Source organism: Robertmurraya phoenicis (assembly GCF_047302285.1).
GTDB lineage: Bacteria > Bacillota > Bacilli > Bacillales > Cytobacillaceae > Robertmurraya.
The window spans coordinates 3,910,833-3,932,039 of record NZ_CP154845.1 but is presented as its reverse complement, the minus strand read 5'-3'; the positions used below and the strand labels follow the sequence as shown (position 1 = coordinate 3,932,039).

Below are 21,207 nucleotides of genomic sequence, written 5' to 3'. Positions count from 1 at the left end.
CCATGAACAGATATAAAAGTGAAGCCCTGAAATTATATAAAGACAGTGTTCTCCTCCTTATTTTAATAGGTCTCGTATTTATTACAACAGAATTTAAATTGACTCTAGTTTTTGGTATTACATTTACTTTTTCTAGTTTGTTCTTATTTCTTGTTTTCCGTATTTATGGTTTATCTTTGGCGGTAGTAACAGGTCTTGCTGCCCTCCTTTTTGTGCCAAGAGAATTACATCTTCTAGGCTTAAGCGCGATCCCAATTATAGAAGTATTGTTTGTCGGTCTATTCTTCCTCAAAGGCAGAAAGGCAAAAATGTTTTATGTCGATGCCTTATTTTGGCTTGTGATTGGTGGATTTCTATTATTCTTTCTTAATCGTAATTCCCTTACTGACTATGCCCTTTATTTTACAATCAGTAAAGATATTGTAAACGGATTATTGAATGTTCTACTAGCAGATATGCTGCTTGCGTATTTTCCATTTTATCGTTTGCTTAAAAGTAACCGTTTAAATAAAAACCATGTATCAATACATCAATTTTTATCCCACATTACCTTGTTTTCTATTTTAGTTCCATTTTATATCAATGTTATTTCTAATACGTTTAATACCTATGAATCTCTTCCTAAAGAAATAAGTACAGAGGCAGCAGGTATTGCTACTCGAATTGAGCAAGCTCTACTTGGATTGGATGAGGAAGATGTTTCTGGGATAAAGGAAGTAGTCCTACGTAACCAATTACAAGGGAATGAGATACTACTCGAGCGTGAAGAAGGAACCATTGTGACAACCGACTCAATGATCTTAAATAATTCTCGTGATTTGCAAGAAAAGTATTCGATCAAAGAAATGGCCCCCCATTTGTATGAGGCATTTCCAAAAAACAAAGAAAATCTCCAATCACTAAATAAATGGTCGGAAGGTCAATATATATACATAAGAAGTGTGGATTCGATGACTATCCTGCTTCAATATCCAATTAATCAATATCAAAATGACATCTTTCAGCTTTCCCTTGAACAATCACAATACCTGTTATTAATGGTGTTATGTTTGGTATTGTTACTTCTAGCTTTTAATCGCATGCTTACAAATAATCTAAAGCATCTAACAGTGATCACAACGGGCCTTCCTCAAAAGTTAAGGAGGTTTGAGGGGATTGAGTGGCCACAGAGTTCGCTTTACGAGCTTCAACTACTGGGACGGAATTTGCGGAAAATGGCAGATAAATTAACTGAATTGTTCCAAGAAAGTACAGAAATGAACCAAAAATTAAAAGAATCAGAGGAACAACTTCATTGTTTGGCTTATTATGATGGTCTAACATCTTTGCCAAATCGTCATTACTTTCAAAATTATGTGAATGAACTGATCAATGATCCTTTGAATAAAATGCTCGCCATTATTTTTATTGATCTCAATCAATTTAAGCAAATCAATGACACACTTGGGCATGATGCAGGGGATGTATTGCTTACTTTAACAGCCAAAAAGCTCAAGGTATTACAGAATAATGACCGTGAAGTCTTTCGATTAGGCGGAGACGAATTTGTGATTGTTCATCGGTTACAACATAAAGATGAAATTCAAGCTACCTTGGATTTGATTATTAGAGAATTATCTACTTATTTCCGAATTCATGAACAGGATCTTTATATTACGGCGAGTATTGGCGTTAGTATGTACCCAGATGATGGACAGGACTTGAATACACTTGTAAGATTTGCTGATATTGCCATGTACATTTCGAAGGAAATGGGTGGCAACACGGTTCAGTTTTACGATGAGTCAATGAAAGATAAATTTCAGGAACGTCTCTTTATTGAAAATGCCTTACGTGCTGTAGTCGATACTGGCGGATTTGAACAGTATTATCAGCCAAAAACACTATCAGGAAAAGTGACAAGTGTTGAGGCGTTATTAAGATGGAAAGACCCTGAACTTGGAGCTGTTTCTCCAAGTGTGTTTATTCCGATTGCAGAAGAGATGGGGTTAATTTTTCAAATTGATGAATGGTCGTTAATTCAAGCATGTAAACAAACAAAACAATGGCAAGAAGAAGAGGCTATATTTATCCCGATTTCGGTTAATATTTCTGCCAAACATTTTCAACAAGAATATCTTGTTTCCATGGTAAAAAAGGCTCTTGAAGAATCAGCGGTAGAACCAAGTTATTTAAAGCTAGAAATAACAGAAAGTGTGTTTATTAGAAATCCTCAGCATGTGTCCAATGTGATGGAGCAGTTAAAAGAGATGGGGGTGCAAATTTCCATTGATGACTTTGGAAAAGGATATTCTGCCCTATACCAGCTTCTACATCTACCGATTGATGAGATCAAAATCGATCGACAATTTATCAAGGATATTAATGAAAATGACAAGCAGGCACTGTTAGTTAAATCGATTTTGTCTTTTGCCCATGGGCTTGACCTCAATGTTGTGGCAGAGGGTGTCGAAACAAATCATGAAAAAGAAGTTTTAATGCAAATGGGTTGCGATGAAATACAAGGCTTTTTGTTCAGTCCTCCTGTGAGTAAAGATGAGTTTGTGAGATTGGTACGTACGAAAGAGCCAAATTACCTATGAAACTCTCTGTTTTTATCATACATATGAATCATCTTTTGTAGTATGATTTAATTATATATGTAGGTACTATAACTTAGTGATAAGAAGCGGAGAGAAAGTGGAATGCGTTTAGTGAAGTTAGATAACTGCCAATCTGGAACGCAATTGGGAAAATCGATATTCCGTGAAAATGGGACCATCCTTTTGACACGAGGAACCTATTTAACGAATAATTTAATTAAACGGTTGAAAGAATTAAATGTTTTTACTGTATTTATAGAGGATGAAGTATCTGAGGGAATTGAAGTTACGGAAACGATTCCAAATGAGCTACGGCAAGAAGCAGCAATGGCAATAACCGAAGGATTAGATGAGTTAGTCCATATACATAAACGTCCAAATGTCCATGGGATCATGAAAACAGGTCGAGTTGTACGTAGTATTCAGAAGGTGTTTAAGGATATTTTGTCTTGTCTCAATGAGAGTCAAGCGGCCTTGAATCTACTGGCAACGGCAAAGGTTCAGGAAGACCATGTTTATAATCATTCTCTAAATGTCTCGATTTATGCTTGTCAGTTAGCGATTGAAAACGGATTGCCGATCAAGAATATTGAGGAAATTGGTTTAGGTGCCATGCTGCATGATCTAGGTAAACTTTATATTCCGAAAGAGATTCTAAATAAACCGGGAAGACTGACAGAAATGGAATATGAGCTGATTCAGTCTCATTGTGAATTAGGCTTTGAGCGGTTAAGAAAGATTCATGAGATTCCCATACCTGTAGCCCATTGTGCCTTGCAGCATCATGAAAGAATAGATGGAACAGGCTATCCAAGGGGTTTAAGAGAAAATGAGATTCATAAGTATGCCAAAATCATAAGTGTTGCTGACGTTTTTGATGCCGTCACAAGTCATCGAACCTATCGACCTGCGATGCTACCCCATAAGGGAATTGAAATTCTTCAAAGGGGGATGGGGACACAATTCGAGGCCAAGCAAGTGGAACTATTCAAAGAATGTGTGGCCATTTACCCGCCAGGTCTGACGGTTCTTTTAAATGATGGAAGAACTGGAATCGTTTCAAAATATAATTTCCAGATAGTAGGTAGACCAGTGGTACGGATTATAAAAGATCAAGAGAATCAAACTGTACAACCTTATGAAATTGATTTATCGGCAACTAAATATACTGCGCTTGATATAGTTGAAGCAGATGCGTTGCTATAATGAAAAAGCCAGTCTTCTTTTGTTGATGAAGACTGGCTTTTCTAATAAGTTACACTCTGAATTTAGAAACATTTTCTTGTAGTTCTTGGGCCATGCTGCTTAATGTATGGGCAGAGGCTGTAATTTCTTCCATGGAAGCATTTTGTTCTTCTGCAGAAGCTGCCACCTGTTGTGAATTTCCAGCAGCTTGTTGGGAAATCGTTGCAATTTCGGACATTTTTTGGACCATGTCTTCCGTACTTACATTTACTTCTTCTACAATGGCCGATACTTCTTGCGCTTGGGTGCTAATACTTGAAATCATGTCAGTAATTTCATGGAATGAGTTACCTGTCTCATTCACCTTTTCAATTCCTGATTTAACAGAGTTCTTTCCTTCTTCCATGGAAAGAGTAACCTGATTGATTTCTTTTTGAATTTGACCAATAAGGGCACGGATATTGTCCGTTGCTTTATTGGATTCCACAGCTAGTTTGCGAACTTCATCCGCTACAACAGCAAAACCTTTTCCATGCTCGCCTGCTCTCGCAGCTTCAATTGCTGCATTTAAAGCAAGGAGATTTGTTTGCTCGGATACTTGTGAGATTAAATCAACTATTTTGCCAATTTCTTTCGAACGGGTACCAAGTACTTGAATATTATCAGCAATCTTTGATACTTGCTCTTGAACCGTGTTCATTTGTGTCACGGTCTCAGAAACAACAACATTGCCTGCTTCAGCCCTTTCACTCGTAGAAACACTCAAATTCGAAACGATTTGGATAGAACCTGCGACCTGCTCCATTCCATGAGAAATTTCCTGCATCGATTGATTTCCATTCATAGCACTTTGAACTTGATTTTCCGAACCAGCAGCAACTTCCTGAATCGCAATCGTTATTTGTTCAGTTGCTTTTGATGTTTGTTCAGAACTTGCTAATAACTGCTCTGATGAGGAGGCAACCGTCTCGGACGTTATGGTTACTTGACGAATAAGGTTTGCTAGATTTGTCCCCATTTCATTAAAGGCTTCAGCAAGAATCACCAATTTCGTCCCTGTTTTTGACTTTAATTGGATCCATCGTCAAGTTTCCATTTGCCACTTCCTTAACATTATCAGTAACAAATTTTAGCGGCTTAGAAATCATTCGTGAAGTAATGTAGGCGATTGATAATCCTAGGACCACTCCACCGATTAAAAAGGCGATGATTAAAACTAAGCTACCATTAAATACTTTATTCGCTTCGTTACTTGCTGCGATTGCGTTATCATGGTTATATGTAACTAATTCATTAACGGTAAACTGGATGCTAGAAAACATATTATCTGCTTCGCCAATCGTTGAGAGAAGACGAATTCCATTGACGTTACCAGTCCCTTGAACGATATTCATATCTCTTCCTAGCTCAATAAATTTTGCATGAATGGCTTGATATCTTTCCCATTTATCTAATAGGGTATTGAAATTTTGCTGTTCTTCTTCAGAGGTAATCGTTGATTCAAAGTTGGCAAATACTTTATCAATCTCTGTAAACGTATCGTCCATCTTCTCAACTAATAAGTTGAGTTTCTTTTCATCTGGTTCAATGACATATTTATATTCGAGGGAAGCGAGGTGTTCAGTTAGGTAATTAATTGTATTGATTGATTCAACACTAGGTAACCAAATGTCGGTAATCTCGGTGCTTTTCTCATTAATGTTATTGGTTGAACTAATGGCGACATAGCCCAAAATCCCCATAATTAAGAGGACAGATGCGAATCCTATGTACAACTTTTTGGAAACTGAGAGATGTAGGTTTAATCTAGGTCTTTTGATTCTTAGCCGTTTCATTCAGGTACCCCCTAAGTATTGTGCTTCTGTCGAAAAATGTTATAATAGTTCTATTTTATACTATTTTCTTAGTGAATTAAAACTATTTTTATAGTAAAGAATAATATGAATAATTAGAATACAAAATCTATGTAGAACACGAATTTTTACATATACCTTCATCTCGATGTATGATAGGGTAACGAAAGGGTGTTGGAATCGTGAAAATTATAAAGTTTCTGCTGATCCCACTAGTGCTTCTTGGAGTTGCTGGATATGCCATCTATTATATTGGTACGAATATTGCTTCGGAAAAACTAATGGATTCAGTGACTACAGAATTAGAAAATAGTGGAGAAATTGACAACATAAAACAAATGATAGAAAGCGATCCAGAGCTTAAATCTCATATGGAAGAAGCTCGAAATGCTGCTGATGAAGATTTGCCTTTTACAACAAAAGGGGAGGCAACGCGAGTTCTCATTAATAAAGTGGGCTTAACGACGCTTAATGAAATTCAGGAGAAGGCACAAGTCGGTTCCGCTTCAATAGAGGAAATTCTCCAAGAGCTTGAAAGCAAGCTATCAGAGGAAGAATTTTTAGCTTTAAAGGTGATCGCATATAAAGAACTGTACGGAAACTAGCCATGATAATGTGGACTAGTTTCTTTTTTTACATACTGCAATCCCGATTGGATAATGGCGGCCTTTTCGACCTGGTACAGGCTCAATGAGCACCCCTTTTTGGTAGTAAAATTCCACTTCTTCATATAGAGTGAACAGCTCTTGAAACTCTTGTTCTGTTAACTGGTGTTCATGGTAGGGCTCACTTGTTGGTTTCCCTCTGCCTTGACCAAAAGGAGTTGATATCACAAGTGTTCCACCAGGCTTGAGCATTTGATAGATGTTTTGCATAAATATGTCTTCTTTATCTACATGTTCAAGTGTTTCAAAGCTAACAATCAAGTCGAATTGGCCCATTTTTTCTGGGAGAATAGGATCTACGCAGTTTTCTACCTGAAAGGAAACTAACGGATGATAATACTTTCCTTTTGCATAAGTAATCGTTTCTCGGTCAATATCGACAGCGATTATTTTTTCAATCTCTTTCTTTTTAGCACCTGCGATCACATTACTTCCAAATCCACTTCCACAGGCAAAATCTAGGACTCGTCCTTTTGCATAATGGATAGCAAAATGATACCTGGCTAAATGCTCTAACAAAAGACCGTTCATAGGTTTCATTAATTCTGGGATCACTCGCTCACCTGTGTATTTCATACTGTTGGCCTCTTTCCACTCTTTTTACATAACATTGTTTCCATACTAGCAAAGAATACTACATTCGTATAGCTTCATGACAATCGTTTCATAGAATAACCCAGTTATCGTGAAAAACGATAACTGGGTTATTTTTTAACGGAAGAGTTTTTGCAGACCTTGTCCTAATACATTGAATGTGAAAATGACATTGGTCATGGCGAGCGCTGGGTAAAAGACAATCCAAACAGGTCCGCGAATGTCGCTGTATGCATTAGCTAAGAGCATCGGCCATGAAATCGATGTGTTTTCAAAAGTAAATGAGGAGATATCCGTTTGAACAAAAGCTTGTGACACAAATATTCCTAGAAATCCTAATTGGCCGAGTAGAAACATGACCTTACCTAAATCACCAACTAGATTAACCAGAAGCTTTCCATAAAGAAATGGCAAATAGTATTTATTCAGAAGCCTAAAAGAAGAGACTCCTACTGACGTTCCACCTGTTACGAATTCTTTCCTAGAAATTTGATTGAATTCAAGTTTAATCATATCGGCAACTCTTCCCACCTCCATCGCTGCGATAATCAGAACGACGAAAAAGGCTCTGGACCCTGCCATGATTAAAGGTGGTAATGTCACGAGTAATATGACGACAATGATTGTCGGTACATAAGAAAGAAAGCCATTGAGCCAGTTGAGTAATGCGTTAGCTCCAAACCAATTCCTATGGGCAAAATAAGCAAGGGGAATGGCTATTAGATAACGAATGAGTGTGATAGAAAGAATGATTAATAGTGTTTCTTTTGCACCTACAACAATCAAACTAAGAATATCTCTTCCATCTCGATCCGTTCCTAATGGAAATTCGTCTGAAGGTTCGTAAGGGGGAACAACTGGGATTTTCTTTTCGTTCCACAAATATTCAATTTCTTGTAATTCCGAATCAATAAAGGGCATGTATTCTCCGAAAAAAGTGATGAAAAGGAGAAAAAGTAACATCATGCTGCCGATGCATAATAAGATATTCCTTTTTAAAAATGTAAGAACTGTCATCGTAACTCACCTGATTTTCGTGGTAATAGTCTATGCTTCAATAGTTTTGAAAGAATGATCGTGGCAAACATAATCAATAGGTAAGGCAACATAAATGCCAAGGCTCTCGGTTCATCATAGGCCAGTATACTTCCTAATAAATGATAACCGGCTCCTTGAAAACTTGATAGTTTTTCCATGATAGGCAGGCTTGTTAAGATGTAAAGCATGACAAATTGTGTTTGGTTCAAAATGGAGTAGAGACAGTTCCAAAGCATATGCTTGAGGATGCTTAATGTCTTTAATCCTTTTGAACGTGCGGTTCGTAAGTAATCCTGACCAACTTCATTTTCTAATGAGGCGGCAGTAAATTTCACCATGTGGATCAGCGGAAATACGGTAATAGCGATCATCGGAATAAGAAAGTTATACCAATGATCATTTCCATAGAGACTAAACTGGGGGAGCCCTTTGTAAAATAGTTTGATTAATATGTATTGAATGGCGATAAAAAGAAAAAAGTCAGGGATGGAAGACAGTATCCATGAAAAAAAGGCTTGTACCTTTCCGATGATTTTTTCTCGAAAATAAAATTGGATAACACCGAGCAGTGTTCCAATAACCATACTTAAGAACAACGCTGGAATAATAATCGTAAAATCTCGTTTTAATAGTTTTTGTACTTCTTCGACAATAGGGACACCTGTACTGTTATTTCCAAATCCTTTTTCTGTTTGGAAATGCTGAATAAATGCTGCGATATTTTCCTTATATAAATCTAGTGTAAAAGGAAAATCAGCAGTGAATACGAGTCCACCGTGATGAACAACATTCATTTCTCTAGGCAATAGCAAGAGGAGAATAAATGCAATAACAATCAAAAAGAAAACAAGTGAACTCTTAATTAACTCCCAACCCATAAGAACCTCCTTTTAATCATTCGAATGACTTTTGTGAAATTATAATATTTGAATAATATTTCATTTTAGAAAATTCAGTTTAGTTGATTTTCTCATAAAAATACTATTTTAGTCAAATTCTCCCACATACATGTATGTCCATGTGCTCATACTAGGATTGGTGATGTAAATGCTATGCAAATCGAATGAAGAATTACAAGCGATGGTAGAAGAGGCTCGAAACTGGACAACAAAAGGGAAAGTGGCCGATTATATCCCTGCCTTAGGTCTAGCAAATCCTGATGATTTATCGATTGCGATTCACTATCCGAATGGAGATTGCTTTTCAGCTGGGAATATCGAAAAGAAGTTTACGTTACAAAGTATATCGAAAGTGATCAGCCTTGCTTTTGTGTTAATGGAGCGAGGAAAAGAATATGTATTTGAGAGAGTGGGGATGGAGCCGACTGGTGATCCCTTCAATTCGATTGTCAAGCTTGAAACAATGGCAGTAGCTAAACCACTAAATCCTATGATTAACGCAGGGGCATTAGTGGTGACCCATATGATTGAGGGAGTTTCTGTGGCTGAAAGATTTAATCGACTTCTTTCGTTTATACAGGGTTTATCTGCTGATTCACAGATTAGCTTTAGTAAGGAAGTAGCGCAATCTGAGTATGAAACCGCTCACTTAAATCGCTCTCTTTGTTATTTTTTAAAAGAGTATGGAATGATTGAAGAAGAGATTGAACCATTAATTGATTTGTATACGAAGCAGTGTGCAATTGAAATGAACTGTTTGGACTTAGCGAGAATTGGAATTGTTTTTGCGATGGACGGAGTAGACCCTGAAAGTGGAAAGCAATTAATGCCATCTGAAGTGGCTCGTATTTGCAAAACTTTTATGGTCACGTGTGGGATGTATAATGCTTCTGGAGAATTTGCCATTAAAATCGGGATTCCGGCCAAAAGCGGTGTTTCAGGCGGAATTATGGGAGCTGTTCCAGGAAAATTCGGAATCGGTATATTTGGCCCATCACTCGATGAAATCGGAAATAGTATCGCCGGGATTAAACTGCTCGAACTTTTATCAAAACGCTATTGCTTAAGTATATTTTAGATGATGAGAATGTCAATCAATTGTCCAATATATTATAGAAGAAACTGGATAGAAAAATGTTAAAATATATGGTAGATAAGGAAAAAATTCCAATATCTAATGAGAAATGAAGAGAGAGAAAATCGTATGGAAAACATAGAAATCGAACTGCGGGGGGTAAAGAAATCTTTCGCAGATGGAGACAAAGAAGTACCTGTATTAAAAGGGATAAGCGCCAAAGTGAAAAAGGGGTCGCTTTTGACGATTGTCGGGCCCTCAGGATCCGGAAAGAGCACGATCTTGTCTCTTTGTAACCTCCTTCAAACACCAGATGTTGGTGAAATTTATGTGAATCAAAAGGAAATTCGAGAATGGCATATTCAAAACCTGAGACGCTATGTTGGGATTGCCTTTCAGTCCGCTCCGATGATGCAAGGTTCGGTAAGTGATAACTTATCCCTGCCGTTAAGGTTGCAGGACCAAGAGTTAGAAAATCCGGAAACATATTTGGAGTATGTCGGTTTGTCTACTGACTTATTGTCGAGAGAAGCGAAGGAGCTATCAGGTGGTCAAAGACAACGGCTATCTCTTGCTCGGACGTTGGTCAATAATCCGTCTGTTTTACTTTTGGACGAAGTAACTTCTGCTCTTGATTCAAAAACATCTCAAGGAATAGAGGAGCTTATTCAGCGAATTAATAAAGAACGTACAGTAACCATTCTATGGGTAACGCATGATCTAGCCCAAGCAGAAAGTGTTGGAGATGAAACATGGCTAATCAAAGATGGACAACTAGTTGAGGCAGCCCCAACGAAGCAATTTTTTTCCAAACCAAAGGATGAACGGACAATAGACTTTTTAGATTTGGTGAGGAGTAACGTATGAGCTTAACGGCCATTATTTTTAGTTTTATTTTTGTTATTTTAGCTCTATTTTTATCGAATGCTTTTAAACTAGGTTTAGGTAAAGATATTATCATTACTTGCATTCGCGCAACGATTCAATTATTGATCGTAGGCTATATTTTAAAGTTTGTTTTCGGCTTTGATCATCCATTTGTGATCATTTTGATGCTTCTAATGATGGTGTCTGTAGCAGCAAAAAATGCTGCCAAACGAGCAAAGGAAATACCCAATGTATTTTGGAAAATCTTCCTCACCATTGCTGTTGTTGAAATCATAACCCAAGGCTTTTTATTAGGATTAAAAATTGTTCCAGCAGAACCACAATATATCATTTCGATTAGTGGGATGATTATAGGTAACTCGATGATTATCGCCAATCTCTTACTCAATCGATTGAAAGCAGAAATTGAAATGAGAAGAGAGGAAATCAATCTTGTTCTATCTTTAGGAGGGAGCGTCAAACAATCGATCTTTCCGATTTTGAAACAATCGATTCGTGCCAGCTTAATTCCAACGATTGAAGGACAAAGAACAATCGGTCTTGTACAGCTACCTGGAATGATGACCGGACAAATAATTGCAGGAGCAGACCCGATACAAGCGGTCAAATTTCAACTATTAATCGTCTTCTTAATCATGTCAGCGGCGAGTTTAACAGCTATCATTCTAGGATTTCTGATCTATCCAAGTCTATTTAATAAAGAGCAACAGCTAAAAGTATTTAAATAATAGGTAGAAAGCCCGTGCATCTAAAGCTTGATGTGACGGGCTTTTTCTATGTGAAGAAGGAGCATACGGGAGGATCTTAGAGGAAAATGGATGATTTATAAGGATATGACACTTAACTTTGTACAGTTATTTCTGAACATACTTTTTTAACAGAATAAAGCTAAATTTCGAGTTTGTTCAAATAATTCTGGAAAGGTATAATAAAAAACAATGGATAAAATTTCTAAAAATATCGTGCTGTTGCCTTATAAAGATAATAGAGGTGAAAGAATGAATGATGCGAAAATAGAAGTCCGAAATGTGACGAAGGTCTTCGGAAAGTCTCCTATGCAAGGAGTAAAAATGCTAAATGAAGGCCTGAGTAAAAAGCAAATTCTCGAAAAAACCGGAATGACTGTGGGGGTCAATAAGGCAAGCTTCGAAGTAAGAAGTGGTGAGATATTTGTGATTATGGGCTTATCAGGAAGTGGAAAATCAACATTAGTCCGCATGTTCAATCGTTTGATTGATCCAACCGATGGTCAAGTACTGATCGACGGACAAGATATTGTTAAGATGAAACCGAACGAGCTAAGAGAAGTACGTCGTTCCAAGATAAGTATGGTTTTCCAACGTTTTGCCCTTTTTCCACACCGTACTGTTTTAAGTAATACAGAATATGGACTAGAAGTTAAAGGGGAAAATCAGAAGAAACAACGTGAAATAGCGTTAGAAGCTCTTAAACTAGTTGGTCTCGAAGGCTATGAAAATAGTTATCCTAGTGAACTCAGTGGGGGAATGCAGCAACGGGTTGGTTTAGCTCGTGCTCTTGCGAATGATCCCGATGTGTTATTGATGGACGAGGCGTTTAGTGCCCTTGATCCTTTAATTCGAAAAGATATGCAGAACGAATTGCTAGAGCTTCAAGAAACAATGGAAAAAACGATCATCTTTATAACCCATGATTTAGATGAAGCATTACGAATCGGAGATAGAATCGCATTAATGAAGGATGGTTCCATTGTTCAAGTAGGGACACCGGAAGAAATTCTTATGAATCCAGCGAACGATTACGTAGAACGATTTGTAGAGGATGTAGACTTATCCAAGGTATTAACAGCAGCGCACGTTATGAAACGTCCAGAAAAAATTCTTGCCGATCGCGGTTTAAGAGTAGCTTTACAAATTATGAAAGATGCTGGTATTTCCAGTCTTTATGTTGTCGATAAAAAGCAAAAACTGATTGGAGCGATTACCGCTCAAGACGCAGCGAACGCTTTAAAGAGCAATCAAAAAATTGAAGATATCATGATTCGTGATTTACAAACGGTCACGCCTGATACGTTACTTTCCGATATGTTTGAGCAAGTGGCTACTGCCTCATTACCAGTCGCAGTGATTGATGAAGAAGAACGTTTAAAAGGGATTATCGTTCGTGGTGCGGTGTTAGCTGCACTTGCTGGAGACGATATTCAATTAAACGGAAATGAGGTGAAATAAATGGCCGTACCAAAAATACCACTCGGCGATTGGGTCGATACGTTTGTCGGTTTTTTACAAGTACAATTAGAGCCCCTATTCGATTTAATAAGAGATGGAATCGGAGGCTTTGTCGAATTTATTGTTTGGATTTTATCATCTATTCCTGCTGCTATTCTAATTATCCTGTTTACAGCACTTATGTTATGGGTGAGCAAGTGGACAAATGCCGTTTTTACAGCAGTTGGCCTTCTATTAATCTATAACCTGGGATACTGGGATGGGACCATCGACACTTTAGCCCTTGTGCTAACCTCAGTCGTTATTTCCATTATCATTGGGGTTCCAATTGGAATTTGGATTTCCCAAAATAATACAGCCCGCAATATTGTTACACCAATACTGGATTTCATGCAGACGATGCCTGCATTTGTCTATTTAATTCCAGCGATTCTATTCTTTGGAATCGGTATGGTACCAGGGATTATCGCATCCGTTATTTTTGCTATGCCTCCGACTATCCGCTTAACGAATCTTGGAATTCGTCAAGTACCAGAGGATTTAATTGAGGCGGCGAATGCGTTTGGTTCAACAACGAAGCAAAAACTATTAAAAGTACAGCTTCCATTAGCAACACCAACGATTATGGCAGGGGTTAACCAAAGTGTTATGCTATCCCTTTCAATGGTTGTTATTGCTTCCCTAGTTGGGGCACCAGGACTTGGTGCTGATGTGTACCGAGCTGTCACACAAATCAAGGTAGGAATTGGTTTTGAAGCTGGTTTAGCGATCGTTATTTTAGCGATTGTGTTAGACCGGATTTCTCAAAATATAGGAATGAAAAAACAAAAATAGGGGGACACATTTTATGTTTAAGAAAAAGTTTTTATTAGCAATGGCACTTCTTTTCACCATGCTATTAGCAGCTTGTGGTGGAAATGATGAGGGGTCAGAAGGTGGAGAATCTACTGATGGTGGTAGTGAAGGAATCGGCGAACAAGTAGATTACAAGATTATTGGAATTGAGCCTGGCGCTGGTATCATGCAAGCGACACAAACTGCCCTAGAAGAATATGAAAATTTAGCAGACTGGACTCTTGTTGAATCTTCTTCTGCTGCAATGGCATCAGAGCTTCAGAAGGCTTATGACAATGAAGAGCCAATTATTGTGACGGGTTGGACGCCACACTGGAAATTCGCGAAGTTTGATTTGAAATATTTAGAGGATCCAAAAGGTGTTTATGGAGAAGCAGAAGTGATTCAAACACTTGTACGTGAAGGGCTACAGGAAGATCAAGCAAGTGCTTACACGGTTTTAGACCAATTCTTCTGGACTCCAGATGATATGGCTGCAGTAATGGTAGATATTCAAGAAGGTACTGATGCTGCTGATGCTGCTGCGGCATGGGTAGAAGAAAATGCAGAAACAGTTGCAGAGTGGACAAACGGTGCTGAGGAAGTGGACGGAGAATCGATTAAGCTTGCTTATGTAGCTTGGGATTCTGAAATCGCTAGTACAAATGTTGTTGGAAAAGTGCTAGAAAGCCTTGGCTACGATGTTGAGCTTCTTCAATTAGATGCAGGTCCAATGTTTGCTGCAGTCGCTGAAGGTGATGCTGATGCAATGGTAGCAGCGTGGTTACCAGGAACACATGCATCTTACATGGAAGAGTACGGTGACAAAGTAGTAGACTTAGGACCAAACCTTGAAGGTGCTGCAATCGGTCTTGTCGTACCTACTTATGTAGAAGCAGATTCAATCGAAGATCTAAAATAATTATTGTTAAGGGATGCCCAGATTTCTGGGCATCTTTTTTTGATTGGAGGGGAAAATAATGCTAGCTGGAACATACTAGGAGGTATTTTAGTGGATAAAGAAATGAATTACGGTAGTGACTATAAATTTATTCCCGCCACTTCGATAGGAAGCGGAATTGGAATCGAAGTATTACCCGATTTGTATTCACATACGATTCAAATTGTGAACATCGTGCTAGTCGGTAGCGCCAAAGAGTTTGTTTTAGTTGATGCAGGAATGCCAGGATCATCGGATGAGATTATTTCAGTAATAGAGAAACGCTTCGGAATTGGGAGTCGCCCAAAGGCGATACTTTTAACGCATGGGCATTTTGATCATGTTGGAGGCATTATTGAATTAATCGAACATTGGAATGTCCCAGTTTATGCACATGAACTAGAATTGCCATTTTTAACAGGGAAAAAAAGTTACCCTGAACCGGATCCAACGGTTGAAGGAGGAATGGTAGCGAAGATGTCGAAGCTCTTTCCGAATGAACCAGTAAACTTAGGTGAGCATGTACAAAAGCTACCTGATGATGGAACAGTTCCTTTTATGCCGGGGTTTAAATGGATACACACGCCTGGACATACTCTGGGGCATGTTTCGTTTTTTCGAGAGTCTGATCGGTCGTTAATTGTCGGAGATACATTTGTAACGGTGAAGCAAGAATACCTATACAAGGTGATAACGCAAGAGCAGGAAATTAGCGGACCACCAAGATATTTTACCAATGACTGGAAAGGAGCGAAGGAATCGGTGACTCTGTTGCATGGATTAAGTCCAGCAGTTGCCGTGACAGGGCATGGATTACCGATGTCTGGAGAACTTTTAAGTGAAAATCTTACGAAATTAGTGCGGGAATTTGATCAAATTGCCGTTCCAGACCATGGAAAGTATGTGAATGGAGATTTTCACTAGATTTTCTTTGTAAAAATGCATGGGATGAGTAGGTGGATTTGGAGATATCGGCATTTTTTTTCATATTTCGGTGAAAAGAGGAATATATCGGCGTTTATAAAAATATATCGGCGAAAAATGAGATTTATCGGCGAATAAACCAATATATCGGCGAAACGCCTCAAAACGCCCCAAACACTCCAAAAAAAGGCGGACAAAGTCCGCCGCCAAACCAACTAATTAATTAATCAAAGACTGCAACGGAGCAGGAATTCTTCCACCGCGCCTAATCATTTTTTCTGAGCTAAATGGATTGACGCCCATGACAGGGGCTCGTCCTAATAATCCCCCGAATTCGACCATGTCTCCTTCTTTCATGCCAGGTACTGGAATAATACGAACAGCTGTCGTCTTTTTGTTAATCATTCCGATAGCTGCTTCGTCGGCAATAATACCAGATAAGGTAGCCGCAGAAGCTTCCCCTGTTAACGCGATCATATCGAGGCCAACGGAACAGACACAAGTCATTGCCTCAAGCTTGGATAACGATAAGGCATCATCGAGAATCCCCCGAATCATTCCATTGTCTTCACTAACCGGAATAAACGCTCCACTTAATCCGCCAACATAGGAACTGGCCATAGCGCCACCTTTCTTAACGGCATCGTTCATTAAGGCAAGAGCGGCAATTGTTCCGTGTGTCCCAACTCGTTCTAATCCAATTTCCTCAAGAATTTCTGCGACACTATCATTCATCGCATTAGTTGGTGCAAGGGAAAGATCCATAATTCCGAATGGAACGCCCAGTCTCTCGGCCACGACTCGTCCAATCAATTCACCTGCGCGGGTAATTTTAAAGGCGGTCTTCTTGATAATGTCACTTACTTCACCAAGGTCTGCATCTGGATAGCGCTTCAACGCACTCAGCACGACACCAGGTCCACTAACTCCCACATTTAGAACAACTTCTCCTTCACCAGCTCCGTGAAAAGCACCAGCCATAAAAGGATTATCCTCGACCGGATTACAGAAAACAACGAGCTTGGCACAGGCTAGACCATGCCTGTCCTTACTTTTCTCTGCTGCTTCTTTAATAATCTCACCCATTCTGCGAACAGCATCCATGTTGATTCCAGCACGAGTTGTTCCAACTGAGACAGAAGCACACACTCTTTCCGTGACACTTAAGGCTTCTGGTAGAGCATCAAGCAAGGTTTGCTCGCCTACGGAAATACCCTTATGTATAAGAGCGGAATAGCCACCAATGAAATCAACACCAAGGGTGATGGCTGCTTTGTCTAACGTTTTCGCTAACTCGACCGCTTGTCGGGCAGAAGCCTGTCCAAGAATCTCGGCAATCGGGGTAATGGAAATTCGTTTATTGATGATCGGGATCCCAAATTCCCGCTCCGCCTTTTCAGCAGTTGCTTTTAAATCTTTTGCATAATGGGTGATTTTGTCATACACCTTTTGCTGCATTTTCTCAAAATCAGAATCGGCACAATCTCGTAAGCTAATCCCCATTGTTACGGTACGAATATCGAGATTCTCCATTTGGACCATTCTGATCGTTTCCATCATTTCGTTAACTGCAAATTTCATTTGATTTCTCCTCTCTTACACACGGTGCATCGCTTGAAAAATATCTTCAAGTTGGACATTAATGGTTAATCCAAGAGCTTCTCCTAATTTAGAAAGCTCCTGTTGTAATGCCTCTAAATCTTCATAATTGGTTACGTCGACAATCATCATCATCGTGAAAAAATCTTGTAAAATCGTTTGACTAATATCAAGAATGTTAATCTTTTCTTCTGCTAGGATCGTCGTTACTTTCGCAATAATTCCGACCTGATCCTTTCCAACAACACTGACAATCGCTCTTTTTTGTTCCAACAAAATCACCTCGAAAAAATAGTATAAAAAAAGGAGACTGGGTTTCCCAATCTCCAATAGACGTTAGAATAACAATCGTTACTCTTCTGTCCTTTTGCCTGAGATTGTGAATCCTTCGGCGCCGCAAGGGTCTCTCCAGAAGCTGCTCCTGTTATAGTGTTACCCATAACATTCATCGCTAAAGTGAATCCATTTAATAAATAGATTCAATATGAAATTATTTTTCAAATATAGCAGTGTATTGAATTGAAATCAATGAAAAAGTTCATTCGTTCACATATTTTTATATTCTTCAATTAGCTGTTCAAGCTTCTTCAAGCTAGTTGCATCTTTAAGTAGAGGTTCTCTCCTCAACGTTTCCATAACATTTTCAATTAAAAAGGTGCGAGGTTCCTTTGCTTTAATCAGTTCATCATAAATAAAATCGAGTAATTCGATCTGTTTCTGAGAGCCTGTATTTTGAGTAAATGGTTTCTTTAAGCTGAGAATCGTCCGGTGCATGGCTTCTTGAAAGGCTCTATTATTTTTCTTTCCGTTTGGATTCCAAGAATCTAAAAGTTCAGGTTCAAGAAGCTGTTCACCTGATTGGGACACTTCTTCCACAATTTTTGCCATTCGATTGACACTGTAGCGTACGACACGACTAATTGCATGCGGAGGTTTCACAGCTATCGAATAGTTTCGTAACGTTTGACTCAATATTCCCATAAACATGCTGGCACAATCTAATAAATAAGGCTTCTTGTCCTCACCAAAGATCGCTACAAATCGTTCATATACCCAACGTAAGCTTTTAAAAGAACCGATTTTGATAAACTGCTTAAGCTCCTCATCATTGGAAACATAGATTTCTTCAAAAAGGGCTGTTAAGTTATTGGAACGATTCATTTCGAGTTGAAGTTCCATTTGCTTAATAAAAATTTCTAGATCAGAAGGATCTTGTCCGATTAACAGTTCGTTCCGTTCTTTTTCCATTTGTTTGTAAAGGGTGGTAAAAAGAGCGATTAATAATTCGTTTTTAGATGAAAAATAGTTATAAAAGGTTCCTTTTGCAATGCCGCTATGATCGAGAATGTCTTGAATAGAGGTTGCTTGAAAGCCTTTATCGATAAATAATTGATGAGCCATTTTAATTACATGTTGCTTTCTGTCTTTCATAATCATCACCTTTAATAATGAGATTGTACCAATTGTCTAATTCGATAGTACATGATTTTTATTAATTCCTCAATGTGGTAAAAAGACTGGATATTTTCAATTGCTTTTTTTGAACCGCTGGTATATGATATGTCTTATGTGAAATCCGAGTATAATATAATGTACTATACGTCTAAGGGGGAAATATTATGGATAACACGATTGGAAATACTAGTCGTCCACCGTATGGAATTATAGCGATATTGATGATTGGTGCTTTTATTGCGTTCTTAAATAATACATTATTAAATATCGCATTACCGTCTATCATGGTGGAATTAGAAATTGAACCATCGACCGTACAGTGGTTGACAACAGGTTTTATGCTTGTAAATGGAGTGTTAATACCTGCAACTGCTTTTTTAATTGAAAAATACAGTGTACGTAGACTATTTTTAGTCGCAATGGGCTTATTCACGCTTGGTACCGTGGTAGCTGGGATGGCTCATGTCTTTCCGGTATTACTAGCGGGAAGGATGCTTCAAGCATCCGGTTCAGCAGTGATGATGCCATTATTGATGAATGTAATGTTAATTAGTTTTCCAGTTGAAAAAAGAGGAGCAGCGATGGGAATGTTTGGTCTAATTCTCATGGCTGCGCCAGCAATTGGACCAACATTATCAGGTTGGATTATTGAACATTATGACTGGCGAATGCTTTTCCATTTCATTACACCAATTGCGGTTGCTGTCTTTATTCTTGGTTCTGTTTTGTTGAAGGATAAGAAGGAAAAAGTGAATATTCACTTGGATATATTCTCACTTATTTTATCAAGCTTAGGATTTGGTGGAATCTTATATGGATTTAGTTCGGCTGGAAGTAGAGGCTGGGATAGCATCCATGTGTATGGTGCGATTACAGTAGGGGTTATAACATTAGTTTGGTTCATTCTTCGTCAAGCAAAATTAGAGCGACCAATGCTTAACTTCCATGTATTTAAATATCCAATGTTTGCATTATCTTCATCTATTACTATGATTGTCAACATGGCAATGTTCTCAGGAATGCTTCTTATCCCAATTTATGTGCAAACATTACGAGGTATTTCACCAATGGATGCAGGATTATTAATGCTTCCAGGTGCTTTAGCGATGGCTCTTATGTCGCCAATTACGGGAAGACTTTTTGATAAATTTGGCGGTAGAGTGCTAGCAATTATTGGATTAAGTATTATGATCGTAACAACATTCTTATTTAGCAGACTTACCTTTGAAATTGGATATACTCATTTAATGATTTTAAATGCAATTCGCATGCTTGGAATGTCTATGGTCATGATGCCTGTTTCAACAAACGGCCTAAACCAGTTACCAAAACGTTTTTACCCACATGGTACGGCCATGAACAATACACTCAATCAAGTGTCGGGTGCGATTGGTACTGCCCTTTTAGTAACGGTTATGTCTACCCGTACAGAAACACATGCAACTGAATTAGCGAAATCATTAACAACACAACCAACAGAGGCAATGCAAGCACAAATCGGAGCGCAAGCAATGTTAGAAGGAATTAACGATGCATTCTTCGTAGCTTCCATCATTACGATATTTGCCTTTATCCTAGCATTCTTTATCAAACGCTCAAAAGAATCAGAAGATCCACAACAAGAAACTGCAAAACCACAAGTAAAATCAAAGCTTGTTGGGAATTAAATAATTAGAGGCATTCCATCTAAATAAGGCTACGGATTATCCGTGCCTTTTTTTATTTGGGGAAAATTATGAGCCTGCTCTTATTAATTACCGCTAGAGGTGAGGAGCGGGACGACCACCTGGTTATTCCTCCGAACCGCTTTAATAACCGGGAAATTTTCTGTTAATTTCTTCGAAGGGAGCGCTCTCCGCCCAGATGGTAACAGGAAAAATTCCTGTTATTATCGAACTCTTATTCCAACTGGCAGAAATAACGGAAGAAATTCCGCCTATTGACCCGAAACATTCATAAAACAGCGCTTTTTTACTTTATAAGCGGAAAAACTTCCCTTATTTGCCCAGAAATAAACCCCATGAGGCAAATAGCAGGAAAATTTCCTGTTAATGTTTCTCTGGAGCGCCCCCTTGAAGGCAGATAAAAGAAAATCTACTGGAATTACGAATCAAGTCATATGCTCCCATCACGAGACCCTAAAACATGTCATATAAAAATTTGCCCCCTTTGTGTTAGCTTTTTTTCTTTTTTAAATGCCGAAGAATAGGCATCGGTTTGCTATTCATGATAAACCACACGATAACTGGCCCTAAGAAGTTTAGGAGAATGACGATAAAAACAAATGACAGAATGAACCAAGGTGCATTGAATATTTTTTCATAAATAAAAGTGTGATATAGATCCATACTAGGTAACTCCTGGATTATTTTCTATCTATCCTAACCATTCTAAAAGAATATGATTCAACTCATGCATAAGAAGTAAAGAGGATGGAGAGAAAAGTAGTAGTGAATAGAAGGAGTTCAA

At 38.4% G+C, this 21,207-nt stretch carries 20 protein-coding genes and 1 riboswitch; of the genes, 11 read left to right on the top strand and 9 right to left on the bottom strand.

All coding sequences use genetic code 11. The features are described 5' to 3' along the window. Positions 1 to 2: 2 nt before the first annotated feature. Complete coding sequence (locus tag AA0X71_RS19695; RefSeq protein ID WP_413356978.1) at positions 3 to 2,582, top strand: putative bifunctional diguanylate cyclase/phosphodiesterase; 2,580 nt, start codon at positions 3 to 5, stop codon at positions 2,580 to 2,582. 102 nt (positions 2,583 to 2,684) lie between these two features. Continuing rightward, the gene (locus AA0X71_RS19690) at positions 2,685 to 3,788 is read left to right on the top strand and encodes an HD-GYP domain-containing protein (RefSeq protein ID WP_413356977.1); all 1,104 of its coding nucleotides are present in this window, start codon (positions 2,685 to 2,687) and stop codon (positions 3,786 to 3,788) included. Between the two features lie 49 nt (positions 3,789 to 3,837). Here the strand turns inward: AA0X71_RS19690 and AA0X71_RS19685 are convergent, their stop codons facing one another. Together AA0X71_RS19685 and AA0X71_RS19680 are read right to left on the bottom strand one after the other, a co-directional pair. After that, entirely contained in the window at positions 3,838 to 4,812 is a 975-nt protein-coding gene (locus AA0X71_RS19685; RefSeq protein ID WP_413356976.1) for a methyl-accepting chemotaxis protein, read from the bottom strand. Further along, a complete protein-coding gene (locus tag AA0X71_RS19680; protein WP_413356975.1) occupies positions 4,799 to 5,602 on the bottom strand; it encodes an MCP four helix bundle domain-containing protein in 804 nt (267 codons plus the stop codon). Before AA0X71_RS19680 ends, AA0X71_RS19685 begins: the two co-directional genes overlap by 14 nt. Before the next feature lie 200 nt (positions 5,603 to 5,802). On the opposite strand from AA0X71_RS19680, the gene AA0X71_RS19675 reads away from it, so the two are divergent. Further along, positions 5,803 to 6,225, top strand: coding sequence for a hypothetical protein (locus AA0X71_RS19675; RefSeq protein ID WP_413356974.1), 423 nt, complete (start codon positions 5,803 to 5,805; stop codon positions 6,223 to 6,225). A gap of 15 nt (positions 6,226 to 6,240) precedes the next feature. Here the strand turns inward: AA0X71_RS19675 and AA0X71_RS19670 are convergent, their stop codons facing one another. The 3 genes from AA0X71_RS19670 to AA0X71_RS19660 form a co-directional block, all read right to left on the bottom strand. Continuing rightward, on the bottom strand, positions 6,241 to 6,861 hold the full coding sequence (locus tag AA0X71_RS19670; RefSeq protein ID WP_413356973.1) for a class I SAM-dependent methyltransferase: 621 nt from the start codon (positions 6,859 to 6,861) through the stop codon (positions 6,241 to 6,243). A gap of 135 nt (positions 6,862 to 6,996) precedes the next feature. Further along, complete coding sequence (locus AA0X71_RS19665; RefSeq protein WP_413356972.1) at positions 6,997 to 7,896, bottom strand: peptide ABC transporter permease; 900 nt, start codon at positions 7,894 to 7,896, stop codon at positions 6,997 to 6,999. After that, positions 7,893 to 8,795: an ABC transporter permease subunit gene (locus AA0X71_RS19660; protein ID WP_413356971.1), complete on the bottom strand. Its 903-nt coding sequence runs from the start codon at positions 8,793 to 8,795 to the stop codon at positions 7,893 to 7,895. Before AA0X71_RS19660 ends, AA0X71_RS19665 begins: the two co-directional genes overlap by 4 nt. Positions 8,796 to 8,964: 169 nt before the next feature. On the opposite strand from AA0X71_RS19660, the gene glsA reads away from it, so the two are divergent. The 7 genes from glsA to AA0X71_RS19625 all read left to right on the top strand — a co-directional run bounded on the left by glsA (position 8,965) and on the right by AA0X71_RS19625 (position 15,684). After that, positions 8,965 to 9,894, top strand: coding sequence for a glutaminase A (gene glsA / locus AA0X71_RS19655; RefSeq protein ID WP_413356970.1), 930 nt, complete (start codon positions 8,965 to 8,967; stop codon positions 9,892 to 9,894). Between the two features lie 126 nt (positions 9,895 to 10,020). Beyond that, complete coding sequence (locus tag AA0X71_RS19650; protein WP_413356969.1) at positions 10,021 to 10,758, top strand: phosphate ABC transporter ATP-binding protein; 738 nt, start codon at positions 10,021 to 10,023, stop codon at positions 10,756 to 10,758. After that, complete coding sequence (locus AA0X71_RS19645; protein ID WP_413356968.1) at positions 10,755 to 11,507, top strand: ABC transporter permease; 753 nt, start codon at positions 10,755 to 10,757, stop codon at positions 11,505 to 11,507. Before AA0X71_RS19650 ends, AA0X71_RS19645 begins: the two co-directional genes overlap by 4 nt. Before the next feature lie 270 nt (positions 11,508 to 11,777). Next, positions 11,778 to 12,986 carry a glycine betaine/L-proline ABC transporter ATP-binding protein ProV gene (proV, locus tag AA0X71_RS19640; protein ID WP_413356967.1) on the top strand — a complete coding sequence of 403 codons (1,209 nt, stop codon included), beginning with the start codon at positions 11,778 to 11,780 and terminating at the stop codon, positions 12,984 to 12,986. Further along, on the top strand, positions 12,987 to 13,820 hold the full coding sequence (locus tag AA0X71_RS19635; protein WP_413356966.1) for an ABC transporter permease: 834 nt from the start codon (positions 12,987 to 12,989) through the stop codon (positions 13,818 to 13,820). It abuts the gene before it with no gap. A gap of 13 nt (positions 13,821 to 13,833) precedes the next feature. Then, positions 13,834 to 14,742, top strand: a complete 909-nt coding sequence (locus AA0X71_RS19630) for a glycine betaine ABC transporter substrate-binding protein (RefSeq protein WP_413356965.1) — start codon at positions 13,834 to 13,836, stop codon at positions 14,740 to 14,742. Between the two features lie 90 nt (positions 14,743 to 14,832). Further along, complete coding sequence (locus tag AA0X71_RS19625) at positions 14,833 to 15,684, top strand: MBL fold metallo-hydrolase (RefSeq protein ID WP_413356964.1); 852 nt, start codon at positions 14,833 to 14,835, stop codon at positions 15,682 to 15,684. Positions 15,685 to 15,903: 219 nt separating this feature from the next. On the opposite strand, the gene AA0X71_RS19620 is transcribed toward AA0X71_RS19625, so the two are convergent. From AA0X71_RS19620 to AA0X71_RS19610, 3 genes are all read right to left on the bottom strand, one after another. Further along, positions 15,904 to 17,265: a PFL family protein gene (locus AA0X71_RS19620; RefSeq protein ID WP_413356963.1), complete on the bottom strand. Its 1,362-nt coding sequence runs from the start codon at positions 17,263 to 17,265 to the stop codon at positions 15,904 to 15,906. 15 nt (positions 17,266 to 17,280) lie between these two features. After that, positions 17,281 to 17,556: an ACT domain-containing protein gene (locus AA0X71_RS19615; RefSeq protein ID WP_413356962.1), complete on the bottom strand. Its 276-nt coding sequence runs from the start codon at positions 17,554 to 17,556 to the stop codon at positions 17,281 to 17,283. A 76-nt stretch (positions 17,557 to 17,632) separates the two neighbouring features. Further along, positions 17,633 to 17,705, bottom strand: a riboswitch (glycine riboswitch). A 124-nt stretch (positions 17,706 to 17,829) separates the two neighbouring features. Then, on the bottom strand, positions 17,830 to 18,714 hold the full coding sequence (locus AA0X71_RS19610) for a TetR/AcrR family transcriptional regulator (protein WP_413356961.1): 885 nt from the start codon (positions 18,712 to 18,714) through the stop codon (positions 17,830 to 17,832). Between the two features lie 188 nt (positions 18,715 to 18,902). Here AA0X71_RS19610 and AA0X71_RS19605 point away from each other — a divergent pair, with 188 nt between their 5' ends. After that, positions 18,903 to 20,405, top strand: coding sequence for a DHA2 family efflux MFS transporter permease subunit (locus tag AA0X71_RS19605; RefSeq protein ID WP_413356960.1), 1,503 nt, complete (start codon positions 18,903 to 18,905; stop codon positions 20,403 to 20,405). A gap of 507 nt (positions 20,406 to 20,912) precedes the next feature. On the opposite strand, the gene AA0X71_RS19600 is transcribed toward AA0X71_RS19605, so the two are convergent. Beyond that, on the bottom strand, positions 20,913 to 21,086 hold the full coding sequence (locus AA0X71_RS19600) for a hypothetical protein (protein ID WP_413356959.1): 174 nt from the start codon (positions 21,084 to 21,086) through the stop codon (positions 20,913 to 20,915). Positions 21,087 to 21,207 lie beyond the last annotated feature (121 nt).